General features: G+C 65.6%; 10 protein-coding genes. 3 read left to right on the top strand and 7 right to left on the bottom strand.

Annotated features, from left to right (window positions below):
• Position 1: 1 nt before the first annotated feature.
• Positions 2-2,863 (bottom strand): monovalent cation/H+ antiporter subunit A, encoded by a 2,862-nt coding sequence (locus FGK64_RS08950; protein ID WP_138863472.1) that lies wholly within the window; start codon positions 2,861-2,863, stop codon positions 2-4.
• Positions 2,864-3,095: 232 nt separating this feature from the next.
• On the opposite strand from FGK64_RS08950, the gene FGK64_RS08945 reads away from it, so the two are divergent.
• Entirely contained in the window at positions 3,096-3,935 is an 840-nt protein-coding gene (locus tag FGK64_RS08945; protein WP_138863471.1) for a CE1 family esterase, read from the top strand.
• Here FGK64_RS08945 and mdoH read toward each other — a convergent pair whose 3' ends face one another.
• From mdoH to FGK64_RS08920, 5 genes are all read right to left on the bottom strand, one after another.
• Positions 3,936-5,813, bottom strand: coding sequence for a glucans biosynthesis glucosyltransferase MdoH (gene mdoH, locus FGK64_RS08940; RefSeq protein ID WP_138863470.1), 1,878 nt, complete (start codon positions 5,811-5,813; stop codon positions 3,936-3,938).
• Positions 5,810-7,336 (bottom strand): OpgD/OpgG family glucan biosynthesis protein, encoded by a 1,527-nt coding sequence (locus tag FGK64_RS08935; RefSeq protein ID WP_138863469.1) that lies wholly within the window; start codon positions 7,334-7,336, stop codon positions 5,810-5,812. Before FGK64_RS08935 ends, mdoH begins: the two co-directional genes overlap by 4 nt.
• Positions 7,333-8,601 carry an OpgC family protein gene (locus FGK64_RS08930; protein ID WP_138863468.1) on the bottom strand — a complete coding sequence of 423 codons (1,269 nt, stop codon included), beginning with the start codon at positions 8,599-8,601 and terminating at the stop codon, positions 7,333-7,335. Before FGK64_RS08930 ends, FGK64_RS08935 begins: the two co-directional genes overlap by 4 nt.
• 26 nt (positions 8,602-8,627) lie before the next feature.
• Positions 8,628-9,983 (bottom strand): tetratricopeptide repeat protein, encoded by a 1,356-nt coding sequence (locus FGK64_RS08925; protein WP_138863467.1) that lies wholly within the window; start codon positions 9,981-9,983, stop codon positions 8,628-8,630.
• Between the two features lie 145 nt (positions 9,984-10,128).
• Complete coding sequence (locus tag FGK64_RS08920) at positions 10,129-11,751, bottom strand: thiamine pyrophosphate-binding protein (protein WP_138863466.1); 1,623 nt, start codon at positions 11,749-11,751, stop codon at positions 10,129-10,131.
• 129 nt (positions 11,752-11,880) lie between these two features.
• Here FGK64_RS08920 and selD point away from each other — a divergent pair, with 129 nt between their 5' ends.
• Positions 11,881-14,070, top strand: a complete 2,190-nt coding sequence (gene selD, locus FGK64_RS08915; RefSeq protein ID WP_138863465.1) for a selenide, water dikinase SelD — start codon at positions 11,881-11,883, stop codon at positions 14,068-14,070.
• A 43-nt stretch (positions 14,071-14,113) separates the two neighbouring features.
• Here the strand turns inward: selD and mnmH are convergent, their stop codons facing one another.
• Positions 14,114-15,166 carry a tRNA 2-selenouridine(34) synthase MnmH gene (gene mnmH / locus FGK64_RS08910; protein WP_138863464.1) on the bottom strand — a complete coding sequence of 351 codons (1,053 nt, stop codon included), beginning with the start codon at positions 15,164-15,166 and terminating at the stop codon, positions 14,114-14,116.
• Positions 15,167-15,293: 127 nt separating this feature from the next.
• On the opposite strand from mnmH, the gene FGK64_RS08905 reads away from it, so the two are divergent.
• On the top strand, positions 15,294-15,770 hold the full coding sequence (locus FGK64_RS08905; protein ID WP_138863463.1) for a MarR family winged helix-turn-helix transcriptional regulator: 477 nt from the start codon (positions 15,294-15,296) through the stop codon (positions 15,768-15,770).

Raw genomic sequence — 15,770 nt, 5'->3', positions numbered from 1 at the left:
TTCATGCCTTCCGCCCCTCCTCGGCCAAAGCTTCGTCTCGGGCAGGGTTGATGTCCATCGGGTATGGCGTGTCGGTATGGGGTTTCCACGCGTAGCGCGACAGGCTGTCCAGCGCCAGAAGCACCGCGCCCACCACGGCAAGGAACACGCCCAGATCGAACAGCGCGGCAGTGGCCCATTCGAACTTTTCCAGACCCGGCGGATAGATGTAACCAAAGGCGCTGGTGAGGAACGGCAGGTCATTCAACCATGCGCCCATGCCCGTCGCCGCCGCCACCAGAACGCCCGAGCCGATGATCGCGTGATAGGGATAGCGCTGGCGTTCTGTCGCCCAGCCATAGCCCGAAGCCATGTACTGCATGATGATCGCGATGGCGGCGATCAGGCCGGCGATGAACCCGCCGCCCGGCTGGTTGTGGCCCCGGAAGAAGATATAGGCCGCCACCATCAGCGCCACGGGCATCATCACCCGCGTTACCACCACCATCATCATCGGATGCGCGTCGCCCGCCACCGGCTGATCCGGCACCCGGTTCAGCAGCTTGGCGCGTACGCCGGTCTGCATCACGGCCTCGGTGATGGCATAGATCACCACGGCGGCAATCCCCAGCACGATGATCTCGCCGAAGGTGTCAAAGCCGCGGAAGTCGACGAGGATCACGTTCACAACGTTGTCACCGCCGCCACCCTTATAGGAATTCTCAAGGTGAAAGGCCGAAATGCTGGGAAAGGCCGAGTCGCCGCGCAGCAGTGCATAGATCAGGCCGCCCACGCCAAGCCCCCCGCCCACCGACAGAACCGCGTCGCGCAGCTTGCGCCCGCCCGAGCTTTCCGCCGGGGTGGTTTTCGGCATGAAGTTCAGCGCCAGCAGCATCAAGATGATGGTCACCACCTCGACCGACAGCTGGGTCAGCGCAAGGTCGGGCGCCGAGAAGTAGTTGAACGACAGCGACACCACCAGCCCGACAACACCGATCAGCACCAGCGTCAGCAGACGGTTGCGATGGAACCAGACCACGCAGATGGTGGACCCGATGAGGCAGATCCAGCCGATCAGCGGCAGCAGAGTCACCGGCATCCCGCTGCGAGTCGCGCCGATGGTGGTGCCCGTGGCATAGGCATAGCCGCCCAGCACCAGCATCACCGCCAGGAAGATCGCGGCATAGCGGCCCAGCGCCCCGTCGTGCAGCCGGTCGGTCACGCCCCGGCACAACGCGGTCAGCGCGCCCACCAAGCGGTCGAAGATGGCTTTGGCCTCGGGGCGGGGTGCCGCGATCCAGGCGCGATCCATCGGACGATGCATTGCCAGCAGGATGGCCCCACCGATCACCGCGATCGCCGACATGTACAGCGCCGGCGTGACGCCGTGCCACAGCTTCAGCTTGTGATGGTCCAGCTGCTGGCCCGTCACCGCATCAGCGACCGTATGCACCAGCGGCCCGGCAATCGCCTGCGGGAACAGACCGATGGCCACCACCAGCGCCACAAGGATCGCGGGCGACAGCCACATGCCCGCGCCCGGATCGTGCGGGCGGTGGGGGTAGTCGTCGCGCACCGGTCCCAGGAAGGTGTGCACCACATAGCGGAAGGAATAGGCCGCCGAGAACAGCGCGCCAATTGTCACCATCACTGGGATCAGCCAGTGATTGTCGAGCCAATAGGTGTGCGAGGCTTCCTCAAGCATCATTTCCTTCGACAGGAAGCCGTTCAACGGCGGAATGCCCGCCATCGACAGCGCGGCCAGCGTTGCCAGCAGGAAAGTCACCGGCATCAGCTTGCGCAAGCCGCCAAGGCGCTTGATGTCGCGGGTATGCGCCTCGTGATCGACGATGCCGGCGGTCATGAACAGCGCCGCCTTGAATGTCGCGTGGTTGATGATGTGGAACACCGCCGCCGTGGCCGCCGCCGTGGTGCCAAAGCCCAGAAGCATCGTGATCAGGCCTAGGTGGCTGACCGTGGAAAAGGCCAGAAGCGCCTTCAGGTCGTCCTTGAACAGCGCGATGACCGCGCCAAGCACCATTGTGATCAACCCGGCGGTCGCAACGATGTAGAACCACTCGGGCGTACCTGCCAGCACCGGCCACAGCCGCGCCATCAGGAACAGCCCGGCCTTCACCATCGTGGCCGAATGCAGGTAGGCCGACACCGGCGTTGGGGCCGCCATCGCGTGGGGCAGCCAGAAATGGAACGGGAATTGCGCGGATTTCGTAAAACAGCCCAGCAGGATCAGGATCAGCGCGGTCAGGTACAGCGGCGACTCTTGCACCACGTCTTTCTGTTGCAGGATCACCGTCAGGTCATAGCTCCCCGCGATATGGCCCAGCAGCAGCACGCCCCCAATCAGCGCCAGCCCCCCTGCCCCGGTCACCGCCAGCGCCATGCGCGCGCCTTGGCGGCCTTCGGGCAGGTGCCGCCAGTATCCGATCAGCAGGAAGGAAGATAGCGAGGTCAATTCCCAGAAGATCACCAGCAGCAGGATGTTGTCGGAGAGGACAATCCCCACCATCGCGCCCTGAAACAACAGCAGGTAGGCATAGAAATTGCCCATCGGATCCTCGCGCGACAGGTAGTTGCGCGCGTAGATGATGATCAGCAGGCCAATCCCAAGGATCAGGATGGCAAACAGCATCCCCAGCCCGTCCATGAAGAAATTGGCGTTCAGCCCAAGGCCGGGCAGCCAGTCGGCCCGCGCCTGGATCACCTCGCCCCGCATCACGGCCGGCGCGTGCAGCAGAACCCCCACCAGCGCCAGCGCCGTGGTCAGCCCCGCCGACCAGGAACAGGCATTGCGCCCCGCGCGGATCAGAAGAGCGGGAAACACCGCGCCCAGGAACGGCAAGGCCGCGATCAGGAACAGGGACAAGTCTGGCACTCCGTTTTGATGAATGTGTCGAACCTCTTAACAGTGCGTAAGGAATTTTTTTACCCTGTCAAACCCTTGACACCACCTGTCGGCGACAGGGGGGCCGGTTCCGGCGCTATTTTACAAAATGTCGCAGGCACGGGCTGACGCGGAAGTGAGGTGCCAAGGCCATTGATACGGCTTGCTTTTGCGCCCGGGTGCGGCGCAGGGTTTGCCCATGCGGAACGGCGTGATGTCTTACTCTTTGCAATTTTTGCGCCTGGTCGCCTTAGCGGCGGCCAGCGTGGCCTGCCCGGGAATGGTGCGCGCCGATTGTGCCGAGGCGTCCGGCCCCTGCCAGATTGACACGGGCGAATACCACATCCGGGTGCCCGGGGTGGAGCATGGGCCTGCGGTTTTCATGCTGCATGGCGCGGGGGGCAGCGGCGCGGGCATGATGGGCCGGGCACGCGTGATCGACGCGCTTCTGGCGCGCGGATATGCGGTAATTGCCCCCACAGGCGGGCGCAGCTTCGGCAATGGAGGGTCCAGCTGGGGCTTTCTGCGGCAATGGCTTGGGCGCGATGAAACGGCGTTTCTGAATGCTGTCGCCGACGATGCCGCGGCGCGGTTCGGGTTGGACCGGTCGCGCATGGTGCTGGCGGGGTTTTCCGCCGGCGGCTTCATGACAACCTATCTGGCGTGCGAGACGCCAGGCCTGTTCTCGGCCTATGCGCCGGTGGCAGGCGGGTTCTGGCGCCCGCAACCCACGGAATGCGCCGCCCCGGTTCGACTGTTCCACACCCATGGATGGACGGATCGCACAGTGCCACTTGAAGGCCGTCCGCTGCGTGGTGGCGCGTTTGTTCAGGGTGACATTTTCGCCGGGCTGGAATTGTGGCGCGACACCAACGGCTGTGACAGCCACGCGCCACAAACCCTTGGGCAGACCGGGGATTTCCTGCGCCGAGGCTGGCCCGGCTGCGCCCCGGGCAGCGCGCTGGAATTTGCACTGTTTCCCGGCGGTCATATCATTCCTGACGGCTGGTCCGACATGATGCTGGACTGGTACGAGGCGCTGCCCCGGCCCTAGCTATTCGGCCGCCGTGCGTATGGGCGCCGCGCCTTCCAGCATTGCCTTCAACTCGTTCCGATAATGGCGCGCGGCCAGCGTGATCGGCGGAGCGCGGTAATCTTCGCGCGTGCCCAGCAGGCGCTGCGCCGCTCCACCCAGAGTGCGCCCCGAAAGCGCCGACAGCGGCACCGCCAGCGCAAGGCTGATCGCGATGGGCAGCAGCCAGAGCGACACCAGACCCGCCGCCATGCCGCTGAGCAGCGCAACGCCGCTGACGGTTTCCAGCGCGTGGCATTTCAGCAGCGTGCCCAGCCCGTATTGCCCGCCAGAGCGCGCCTGCGGTGACCAGCCGCCTTGCAGCCCCGTCACCGTGCGGAACACGGCGATCATCTGCTGCACCATCAGGATGGGCGCATAGGCAATCGACAGGACCACCTCAATCAGGAAGGCGCGGGCGAACCGGCGCTTGCCGCCGAATTCGGAAAACTTCGCCCCCGTCATCGGCAGGGCGGCGACGCCCAGCAGCTTGGGCAGCAGCAGCATCGCATACATCAGCACGATGATCAGAACATGCCGCCCTTCGGTCAGCACGGGCCATGTGGGCATCAGCGGGTTGTCGGGGCTGAAATAGGTCAGAACACTGGCATCGCGGCCCTGCCCGATCAGCGCCCACATCACCAGCAGGGCAAACCACATCGGCGACAGCAGGTATCCGATGGCGCCGTGGAACATGTGGAACCGCGAAATGCCACGCAGGCCGCGCGTGCCCAGCAGCGACAGGTGTTGCAGGTTGCCCTGACACCAGCGCCGGTCGCGCAGGATATGATCGATCAGCGTCTGCGGGGTTTCCTCGAAACTGCCCCGGATGCGCGGCAGGAACCGCACGGCCCAGCCGGCGCGGCGCAGCAGCCCGGCCTCGACGAAATCGTGGCTCATGATCAGATGCTCGCGCCCACGAAAATCGCGCAGATGCGGCAGCCCGGCGCAGGCGGCAAAGGCGGCGGTGCGGATGATCGCATTGTGGCCCCAATAGTTCCCCTCGCGCCCGCACCAGCGGGCCAAACCTTCGGCCAGCGCCACGCCGTAGACGCCATTTGCGAATTGCTGCATCCGGGCAAAGACAGTCTGCGCGCCGATCAGCTGCGGAAAACTTTGGATCAACCCGGCCGAGTCATCGCGGGCCAGCGCATCGGCCAGCCGCACGATGGCGCGACCAGTCATCAGGCTGTCGGCGTCCAGCACCAGCATCGCCTCCCACGCGCCGCCCCAGCGGGTGACCCATTCGTGGATGTTGCCCACCTTTCGGTCGGTGTTCTGCACTCGGCGGCGGTAATACAGTTCGTACTCGGGGCCCATCGCATCGCGCAGCGCCTGCACGCTGGCGCGTTCCTGTGCCGCGATGGCATCGTCGCGGGTGTCGGACAGGATAAACATGGCAAAGCGGTGCCCGCCCCCGCGCGCGCGCAGTTCTTCCAGCATCGAACGGGCGTTGCCCAGAACGTACCAGGGCACCTCGTTGTAGATCGGCATCAGCAGCGCCACGTCCAGCGGGCGCGCCGCGCTGCCCCGAACACGAGGCGCTTGCCGTGACAGAGACCACATGCCCAGCAGGACAGTGGTGACGGTGAAGGCGATCCAGAAGAAGTTGAAACAGATCAGAGCCAGCAGGATGCCTTCGACCACGCTGATGCCGCCGTCAGAAAACCAGCCGACCATGATGAAGGCGAGCCAGCCCGTGATGCCCAGCGCGGGAACGAATGCCAGGACACGCCATAGCCCCACAAGGCCCTGCGCCGCCGGTTCTGCCGGGGCCAGCGCATCGCGATAGGCGCGCGCGAAATCCTGTTGCGGCATGGCGCGTGGCGCCTCGGGCGGCATCATCGACAGGTCGCTCATGCGGTCCACCGGTACAGCCAGACCTCTGTTGCGGCGCTATCGCCGCGACGGATCTGGGCGCGCAATTCGACCTCGGGCGCCTCGCCCGGATCGAATTGGAACACCAGACGCACCGCGCCGGTTTCGGGGTTGCGTTCGATCACGCCGTCGGTCGTCACCGCCTGCCCCGAGCTGACGCGCTGCGTCAGATCGTCCAGCGGGTCGGCCAGCATGGGGTGATCCTCGAATTCGATGGCGACGATGCGGCCGTTTTCATGTTCCGACCACGCGTGTGCCTTCCCGGTCGAGGTGTTCATGACCCGCGCCACGCCGGTATCCACGGGGGCCGCTTCGCCCCACGTCAGGCGATAGGCGAATTCCGTTCGCTCGCCCGCTGGCACACCATCGCGCGGGCGCCAATAGGCCACGATATTGTCGTATATTTCCTTGTCCGCCGGGATTTCCACCAGCGTGACCGACCCCGGCCCCCAATCGCCCTTTGGTTCGATCCATGTGCCGGGGCGGCGGTGGTACTTGGCCTCGAAATCGTCGAAATCGGCCAGGTCCCGCGCCCGCTGCATCAGGCCGAAGCCGCGCGGCATATGATCCACAAAAGACGACACCTGCAACCGGCGCGGATTGGCCAGCGGGCGCCACAGCGCCTCGCCCGCGCCATTCCACACCATCAGCCCATCCGTGTCATGCACGGCGGGCCGGAAATCGTCAAAGCGGGTGCGATCAGCGGAATCGAAGAGGAACATGCTGGTCAACGCGCCAAGGCCGATATTGTTCACCTGTTCACGGGTAAAGATCACGGCCTCAACATCCATCACGCAGGATGGGCCGGGCCGGATGTCGAACCGATAGGCGCCCGACAGGCTGGGGCTGTCCATCAGCGCATGCACGACCATGTTGCGCTGTCCCGGCGCAGGCGCTTCCAGCCAGAAATGGATGAAGTCGGGAAATTCCTCGCCCTCGGGCTCGGCCGTGTTGATCGCAAGGCCGCGCGCCGATTGGCCGTAGATCTGGCCGTAACCGATGGCGCGGAAATAGCTGGCGCCCTGAAACACGCAAAATTCGTTCTTCTTGCCGGGTTCCGTCATTTCCGTGCGCAGGCGGAAGCCGGAGAAGCCAAGGTCTTCGCCAACGGGAATGTCGGGGAAGCGGTCGCTGCGGTCGAAGGCGTCCAACTGGAAAGGCAGAATGCGCGCTTGACCATCAACCACTTCGTCAATGCGCACGGGACGTTTGAAATAAAGGCCCGGCGCAAAGAAATCAACGGCATAGGGGCGGTCGCTCTCGACCCAGAGCGCGGCGGTCGGGCGGAACCATATCGCGCGATACTGTTCATAGGTCAGATCCTGCCACGCCTGCGGGACCGGATCTCGCGGCCGGAATTCGCGGCTGGCGAGTTCGCGCGCCATATCGATCACGGTGTCGCGCGAAAACGGCGTAGCGGGTTGATCCGAGGCAAAACTCCGCCCAGCCCAGGCCAGCGCCAGTGCAGTTGTTGCGGTCAGGAAGGCACGTCGTGTCGGTGTCATGTCCGTTTGGTCTTCCACGGTTGGGATTTGAACCAGCCAGCCACATAGGCCACGGCAATGATGATGGCGAAGCCGATCAGGTTAACCAGCGCATAGCTCGCACCTGTACGACCAATCTGGTCGAGGACAAATCCGAGCAGGCGGGCAATCGCCATAGAGGCGACGAAAACGGCGAGAGATTGCTGACCAACCTTGGTGACAATCGCCAGCAGACCGCGCCAGACTTCACCGGCCGCGCCAGAGGCCACTGCGCGCAGATGCGCCCCGCCCGGCCCTGCCGCGACCCATGCGACATAGGCCAGCGCGAGGAAATGCAGATAGCGCAGGATGCTGAAATCGGTCTTGTCGCGCAGGGCAAAGCCGGTCGCCTTGTCGAGCGCGTCGATGCCGCGCCAGACGCCGCGCAGCGAGTCACCCAGCGCGGGTGCAGCTGCATTGATCCACTCAAAAACCTTCCACGACCCGATCGGCGCCGATAGAATCAGGACACCAGCGCAAATCCAGACCAGTGTGCTCGACACCGGCGGCGCCGGAATCCAGCCCCGCATGAATGCGAAGCCGGTGAAGAACAGCAGTTGCCAGCCAAAGGGATTGAAGAACCATTCGCGGGCCGACCAGGGTTCCGCCGGAAAGTGGATTGATCCGATGTTGGCCGCGCTCCACAGGGCGATGCAAAAAAGCGCGACCGCCCATGTGCCGATGCGCGCCAGCCCCATTACCAGCGGCAGCATCGCCAGGATCACCAGATACATCGGCAGGATATCGAAATAGTTCGGCACGTAGGTCAGCGTGAACATGCCTACCAGCTGCGGTGCCGGATCATCCATCACGAAGCGCAGGTTCAGATCGTCGATATAGCTTTTTTCGAACCCGCCATAGAGATCGAGCGCCGCCATCGCCGTGAGCGTAAAGAAGAACAGGCAGATGTGCGCCCAATAGACTTGCCAGCAGCGAAACATCACCCGCGCTGTGCCCATCAGCCAGCCCCGACGCAGGAAGGCGCCGCCAAAGGCCACGGCCGAGGCCATGCCCGAGCAAAACACGAAAATCTCGGTTGCGTCGGAAAAGCCAAAGCGCGCCGGAATCCACCCCGCCCATGCGTTATAGGGAATATGCGCGACCAGAATGATGAACATCGCCAGTCCGCGATAGAAATCGAGCCGCGGATCTCGGCCGGACACGGCCGCAGCCGGGGCACTGGAAACAGCGGTTTGAGAGCCGCCCCGAGGGGCGGCGAAACTGGTACTTGGCGCGATGCCGGTCATGAACGAACCTGTGACATGTCAGGAACTTACTGGGCTGGAACGCGGTAGCGCCCAGCGGGTTCCCGCGCTTGCTCGATCATATCACGACGTTTTGCACAATAGAGATCTTCGCGCATGGCGCGAAGGCGCGTTCTTTCGCTCAGCAGACGCTCGGCATCGTCCAGAAAACCAGCGCGTAGAGCAGCATCGATAGTCATTCGCTCGAAAATGTCGCGTTGGGCATGGCTGCCACCAGCCCGCGGCAATGTGGCGCGGGCCCGGGCCAGATGGGTGAAGGCCGCGCCCCAGTTTGCGGCGGCAAAGGCGCGCAGTCCCAGCATCGCCTCTTGCCCGGGATCAGCCATGCAGCGGGCAAACTCGCCCGAGTGGGCGGCACCGTCGCGCGCCACCCGTTTCAACAACGCCGCACTGTCGGCGGCGCGCCCGCTGCCTTCCAGCGCCAGCATGTAATGCAGATCGGCAAAGATCAGACAGCCATCGCCGGTGCGCGCCGCGCAAAGCGCGCCCAACTCCTCCCACCGGGCGCCAACCGTTCCGCCCTCCAGCTCGATCCGCATCAAAAGCGAGGTCGCATTGGCGATATCGCGGTAATCATCGGTGCGCTCTGCCCGGATTTCACGGTCGTAGAGCGCCAGCGCGCCGGCGATATCGCCCTGATCCAGCAGCATCAGCGCCATGTGCCACCAGACGTGATAGCGGAAGTTGTTGCAATGCGCCCAGGCGCCCTCTCGCCCCGTCAGCCAGGCCAACCCCTCGGCGCTGCGGCCCGTCATGTCGTGCACATGGGCCACCGCGTGCAGCCCCCAGGCATCGTCGGGCGCCAGCCACAGCGCCTGTCGCCCGGTGATCTCGGCACGGGAATACGCGCCGGTTTCCTCCAGCGTAAACGCATGACAGCCCAACGCATAACCGCGCGCGGGATGATCGGCGCCGTAGGCGGGCAGCACCCTCTCGATAGAGCGGCGCATTCCAGCGCTGTCGCCCAGAACAAATCGGATCGCCTGCGACAGCTTCATCGCCAGCGCATCGTGTGGACTGTCGCGCAGGATGGTTTCGCAGCAGGCCACGGCGCGCGATGGCGCGCCTGCCAGCCAGGCCTCGAGCGCAGCAACGTACTGCGTATCCGCCCCGGACTGTGACGACCGTGCCTTGTTCAGCGCATCGCGCGCGGGGGCGATCAACTCGGCCCGCCCCAGCAGCAGGTAGAACAGGCCCATCACCGCATGGCCCCGCGAAAATTCAGGCCGCGCCGCCAGCAGGCGGGCCATTGCCTGCGGGGTCTGTGCCGAATGCGCCAGAAACCCGATCTGCACCGCGACCCAATCGGCCTGCGCTGCCGCATCCCCCGCCAAATCCGGGTGGTGTAAATGCTCGTTCGTCATGGCGCTGCCCCAAGATGCCCCGGCGCATCGGCGCGCCCGATCAAGAGGTTAGCAGGCAGGACGCGGCCGCAGAAAAGCTATTGCTAAGGCTCGCGCATTGGTGAAACCCGGTGTACCCCCGCGTGAGAATTGTTGCAGAGCGCTGCTAGATGCGCCCGTCATAGGCGCCCCGGTCGATCTCGGCCGCGATCACGGTAAAGGTTGGCGCGGTCAATGCCGCATCAAGCGCCGCGCGCAGTTCGGCCCGGTTGCGCACCGTTGCCCCTGCCCCGCCAAAGGCCTGCCCGATGGCGGCGAAATCGTGGCGCGCGAAATCCACGCCGCGGTTCGGCATCTGGCGTTCGCGCTGCTTTTTCTCGATCAGCGCCAGCGAAGCATCGACGAAGACGATGCAGATGACCGGGGTCTTCAATTCGACCGCCGAGGCCAGTTCACCCGCAACCATCAGGAACCCGGCATCGCCGGAAAAGCTGACAACCGGGCGATCGGGCGATGCCAGTTTCATCCCGATCGCCAGTGGCAGCGCGCAGCCCATGGTGCACAGCCCCGAGGATTGCACCAGCCCGCGCGGTTCCTCCACCCGCCACATCTGCGACAGAAGAATGCGGTGCGCGCCGCTGTCGGCACTGGCAAGCGTGTCGGACGGCAGCACGGCGCATGCTTCGTCTATGATTGCAGCCGGGCCCCACGGTTCCGAGCGGTCAAACGCCGCGCCCAGCGCCTTGCGTGCCTCATCCGGGGCGTGGTCGGGCCAGACCTTCGCAGGTGCCGTGCCGCTGGCCAAAGTATCCAGCGTTGCCGGAATGTCGGCGCGGAAATGCAGGCTGGCCTGGTGCATGTAATGCGTGTTCTCCACCGGTGAGACGTCGATCACCATCTGCGTCTCGGGCGACCAAGGATCGCGCCAGCCACTGCGCATTTCGATCGGGTCATAGCCAATGGCCAGCACCACATCAGCCTGCGAAAACAGCGGCAGCAGATGACCGTCGGCCAAGGGCGACAGCCCCGCCGCGCCAAGGCACAAGGGGTGGCTTTCCGGCACTATGCCCTTGGCCTTGTAGGTGGTGACGAAAGGAATGCCGAAATGTTCGACAAACGCCTGTAGCGCGGCGCGGTCGCTTGCCTCCAGCAGATCCAGCCCCAATATGGCAATCGGCCGCTGCGCCCCCGTCAGCGCGGACCGCGCGCGGGCCAGATCGGCCCCTGCCGGTACCAGTGGCGACGGCGCCACCCGCCGCGGCGCGGGGCCAGACGCAACCGGCGCCCCCGCCACACCAATCGGCACATCCACATGCACCGGCCCGGGGCGCGGATCGGTTGCCGCGGTCACGGCGCGCTCGGCAATATTCGCCGCCGCCCCGGCGCTCAACCGAAACTGCGCCTTGGTGATCGGCGCAAAGACCGCGCCATGATCCAGCACCTGGTGGGTATAGTGCAGCGCCTCGTCGGCATCGACACAGCCCGTCAGCACGATCATCGGCACCCTGTCCTGATGCGCGTTGGCAACCACGTTCACTCCGTTGAGCGCGCCCGGCCCCAGCGTCGCCACCAATATCGCAGGCGCCCCGGTGCGGTGATAGACGCCCTCGGCCATGAAGCCCGCGGCGTTTTCATGCTTTGCGAGAATAAAGGCGATGCCCGCGCGTTCCAGCGCCTCGACCAGATCAAGCACCTCGCCGCCCGGCATCCCGAAGGCATGGCGGCAACCCGCCTCATACAGGCGCCGCGCCAGAACATCGGCGGCGGTCAGGGGGCTACTGGTCTGCATTGGGGTCTCCCGCGTGGCTTGCATGCAGTTTCATCCGCCAAACCGCCGCCCGCGCAAGCCCCCACACGCGGAAGTGAGTCCTGTTTCCGATATTGCCAGCCCCACTGCCACCTCGATACAACCCCGGGCATGAATGGCGCCCCGCTTCCCCTGACCCATGACATCGTGCTGATCGGCGGCGGACACACCCATGCGCTGGTGCTGCGCCGCTGGGGCATGTCGCCACTGGCCGGGGCACGGCTGACCCTGATCACCCCCGAACCAACGGCCACTTATTCCGGCATGTTGCCCGGTCATATCGCCGGCCATTACCCGCGCGCGGCACTCGACATTGATCTGGTCCGCCTCGCCCGTCACGCCGGGGCGCGGCTGATTTTGGGCGCGGCCGAAGGGATCGACCGCGAGGCGCGCCAGATCCATGTGCCCGGCCGCCCGCCCATCGGATACGACCTCTGCGCGCTCGACATCGGCGTCACCTCTGCCATGCCCGCCCTGCCGGGATTTCCCGAACATGCGGTGCCCGCCAAGCCCCTTGGCCTCTTCGCCGCCCGCTGGCAGGCGTTCTGCAAAGGCAGTGGCCCGGCACAGGTGGTCGTGATCGGCGCCGGGATAGCGGGGGCCGAACTGGCACTGGCCATGGCCCATGCGCTGCGCCAAAGGGGGCGCGCGGGCGGGGTCACGCTGGTCGACAGCGCCGACGCGCTGGCGGCCACGGGGCCTCGGGCGCGCCACCGCCTGCTCAGCGAACTGACGCAGCAGGGCGTGACCCTGATCGAACAGGCGCAGATCACCGAGATCACCGGCGATGCCGTCACCCTGGCCGATGGCCGCACCCTCCCGGCTGATTTCATCTCCGGCGCCGCCGGTGCCCGGCCCGCACCCTGGCTACACGCCACCGGGCTGCACCTGACGGATGGGTTTGTTACCGTTGACGCGCAATTGCAAACCAGCGACCCGGCCATCTGGGCCACGGGCGACTGTGCGCATCTCTCCCACGCCCCGCGCCCCAAAGCCGGCGTTTTCGCCGTGCGCGAAGCCCCTGTTCTGTTCCACAACCTGCGCGCCGCGCTGACCAAGGCAGGCCCACGCCGCTATCACCCGCAATCCGACTACCTGAAACTCATCTCTCTCGGCCGCAAAAGCGCATTGGCCGACCGTTTCGGACTGGCCCCGGTCGGGCGGCTCATGTGGTGCTGGAAAGACCGCATTGACCAGCGGTTCATGGCCCGCTTTTCAGACCTGCCCAAGATGCCCCGTCCCAAACTGCCCCGGAACCATACCAGCGCACTGGCCGAGGCAGTTGGCGACGCTCCCATGTGCGGCGGTTGCGGTGCGAAAGTCGGGCGTGACACGCTGCGCGCAGCGCTTGGCACTCCGCATTTGAACCGGCCCGACATCACCCCCCTGCCCGGCGACGACGCGGCGTTGATGACAACCGGCACCGTGCAACAGGTCATGACATCCGATCACCTGCGCGCCCTGACCGACGATCCCGTTCTGATGACCCGCATCGCCGCCCATCACGCGCTGGGCGATATCTGGGCCATGGCCGCGCAGCCACAGGCCGCGACAGCCACGCTGATCCTGCCCCGCCAGAGCGAGCCTCTCATGGCCCGCCAACTGTCCGAGATCATGACAACCGCCCACGAGGTCATGCGCGCCGCCGGCGCCGAGATCGTCGGCGGCCATACGTCGGTGGGCGATGAACTCACCATCGGCTTCACCCTCACCGGCCTCTGCCCGCACCCGCCCGTCGCCCTCAAGGGTGCCCGCCCGGGCGACCGGCTGATCCTGACGAAACCGATCGGCAGCGGTGTCCTGATGGCGGCCGAAATGCAGCGCCGCGCCCCCGGTGCCGATGTGGCCGCCGCTTACGCCCAGATGACCCACAGCCAAGGCACAGCCTCGGCCCTCCTCGCCCAGGCCCATGCCATGACCGATGTCACCGGCTTTGGCCTCGCCGGTCACCTGCTGAACATCTGCGACGCCTCCGGGTGCGCCGCCACGCTCACCCTCTCGCCCGCTCTCTTCCTGCAGGGCGCTGAAGCACTCGCGCGCGCCGGTATCCGCTCGACGCTCTACCCCCAGAACCGTGCCCAGGCCCCCTACCTGCCCGGCCTCGCCGCGCCAGACGATGTCCACCGGATCGATCTGCTGTTCGACCCGCAAACCGCTGGCGGGCTGCTGGCCGCCGTGCACCCCGACACGGCCCAACCCACGCTTTCCGCTCTCACAAAGGCAGGCTACCCCGCGCTCCTCATCGGAACCATCGCGGACGGCCCGCCAAGGCTCACCATCGCGCCCCCTTCACCATCGTGAAATACTCCGGGGGTGCGGGGGCAGCGCCCCCGCGACGTGCCCGCTACATCCGCGCCAGTGCAGCGTCAATCTGCCCCGCCGCCCGCTCCAACACGCCGTCAGTCAGATCAGACAAGGCAATTTGAACTGTCGCCGTCGTCCCATGAATTGCTCGCGCCTTGTCATAAGCCGGATCATAATGCTGCTCCATCAGCGCGCGGGTCAGCGCCTCGTGCTCACCGGAACGGCTCAGCGTCGCCCAACCCTCCACCACCGCACGGCCCCGCACCTCGCGCAGGAACGACAGGCGATGGCGCAGATCTTCCCCGGCCGACAGGACATCGGCATACTCGCGTGCCAGATAACGCGCACGCGCCTCGATCGGAGCGACAATTTCGATCCGGGGCGCCCGTTTCATAGGCTCCCACAAGGCGGGTGGCAGGATCCGCTCTCCGATCTTGCTCGATTCCGCTTCCACCAATACGGGGCGCGCAGGATCAAACCGGCACAATTGACCCGCCAACGTCGATTCAAACGCCTTCTGGCTTGGCTGCCCCCCCGGCATCGCCCCAAGCAAAGAGCCGCGATGGTTCGCCGCGCCTTCCAGATCCAGCACCTGCACTCCTCGCGCCGCCAGCAGATGCAGCAACCGCGTCTTGGCCGTGCCGGTATAGCCATCCAGCGACACGATCCGATGCGGCAACGCCCGGTCATAGAGCATCGCATTCACCAGCCGCCGATAGCTGCGATACCCTCCTTCCAGCGCCTCTGACCGCCAGCCGATCTGCCCCAGCATCCAGGCAAACGACCCCGACCGTTGCCCCCCGCGCCAACAATAAACCAGCGGCTGCCAACCGCCTTCATGGTGGCTCAACCGGTGCTCGATATGGTCGGCCGCATTGCGAAACACCAGCGCCGCACCCAGCTTGCGCGCCAGGAACGGGCTCTGCTGCTTGTAGATCGTGCCGACCCGGGCACGCTCTTCGTTGTCGAGCACCGGCAGGTTGATCGCGCCGGGCACATGGTCCTCGGCATATTCCGCCGGGCTGCGCACATCGATCACCGTATCGAACCCGTGCGACAGCATCTCGGCCAACGTGCCAAACCCCAGCGCCATGTCATCCCTCCGGGCCTGAATCTTCGCAATTGGCCATACATCACCCTTGGATGCAGGAACAGGGCCCTGCACAGGCTGCGCGACAACCCAGCTTGTCAATCCGCGCCAGTGGCTTAAGGATGCCCGCATGGAAATCTTCGCAATGCCCGGGCACCTGATCCGCCGCCTGAACCAGATCGCGACCGGCCTGTTCATGGATCACATGGCGCGCGCGGGCCATAGCCTGACCCCGGTGCAATACGGGGTGCTCAGCGCGCTGACCCATCACCCAGGCAGCGATCAGGCGACGATCGCCGGGCTTGTCGCCTATGACAGGGCGACGCTGGGCCGGGTGCTGGACCGGATGGAGGCCCGAGGCCTCGTCGCGCGCGCCACGTCCCCCCGTGACAGGCGCGCCAAGGTCCTTACTCTGACCGAGGCAGGGCACGCGCTCTACACCGCCGCCCGCCCCCATGTCGAAGCCCTGCAACCCGACATCCTGACCGGTCTGACATCTGAAGAACAACGGCTGTTCCGAAATTTGCTGGACAAGGTCACCATGGCCGGGAACAGCAGCAGCCGGGCACCCTGGGTGCCGCCTGATCCCGATCAGTCCGAAACCTGA

Source organism: Arenibacterium halophilum, assembly GCF_005938225.1.
Lineage (GTDB): Bacteria > Pseudomonadota > Alphaproteobacteria > Rhodobacterales > Rhodobacteraceae > Arenibacterium > Arenibacterium halophilum.
Note: the sequence above shows the minus strand (reverse complement) of the source record. Positions and strands in the feature narration are given on the sequence as shown.

Excerpts from the sequence above, each read along its gene's own strand:
- FGK64_RS08945 (WP_138863471.1), top strand. The coding sequence starts at position 3,096 with ATGTCTTACTCTTTGCAATTTTTGCGCCTGGTCGCCTTAGCGGCGGCC.
- mdoH (WP_138863470.1), bottom strand. The coding sequence starts at position 5,813 with ATGAGCGACCTGTCGATGATGCCGCCCGAGGCGCCACGCGCCATGCCG.
- FGK64_RS08935 (WP_138863469.1), bottom strand. The coding sequence starts at position 7,336 with ATGACACCGACACGACGTGCCTTCCTGACCGCAACAACTGCACTGGCG.
- FGK64_RS08930 (WP_138863468.1), bottom strand. The coding sequence starts at position 8,601 with ATGACCGGCATCGCGCCAAGTACCAGTTTCGCCGCCCCTCGGGGCGGC.
- FGK64_RS08925 (WP_138863467.1), bottom strand. The coding sequence starts at position 9,983 with ATGACGAACGAGCATTTACACCACCCGGATTTGGCGGGGGATGCGGCA.
- FGK64_RS08920 (WP_138863466.1), bottom strand. The coding sequence starts at position 11,751 with ATGCAGACCAGTAGCCCCCTGACCGCCGCCGATGTTCTGGCGCGGCGC.
- selD (WP_138863465.1), top strand. The coding sequence starts at position 11,881 with ATGAATGGCGCCCCGCTTCCCCTGACCCATGACATCGTGCTGATCGGC.
- mnmH (WP_138863464.1), bottom strand. The coding sequence starts at position 15,166 with ATGGCGCTGGGGTTTGGCACGTTGGCCGAGATGCTGTCGCACGGGTTC.
- FGK64_RS08905 (WP_138863463.1), top strand. The coding sequence starts at position 15,294 with ATGGAAATCTTCGCAATGCCCGGGCACCTGATCCGCCGCCTGAACCAG.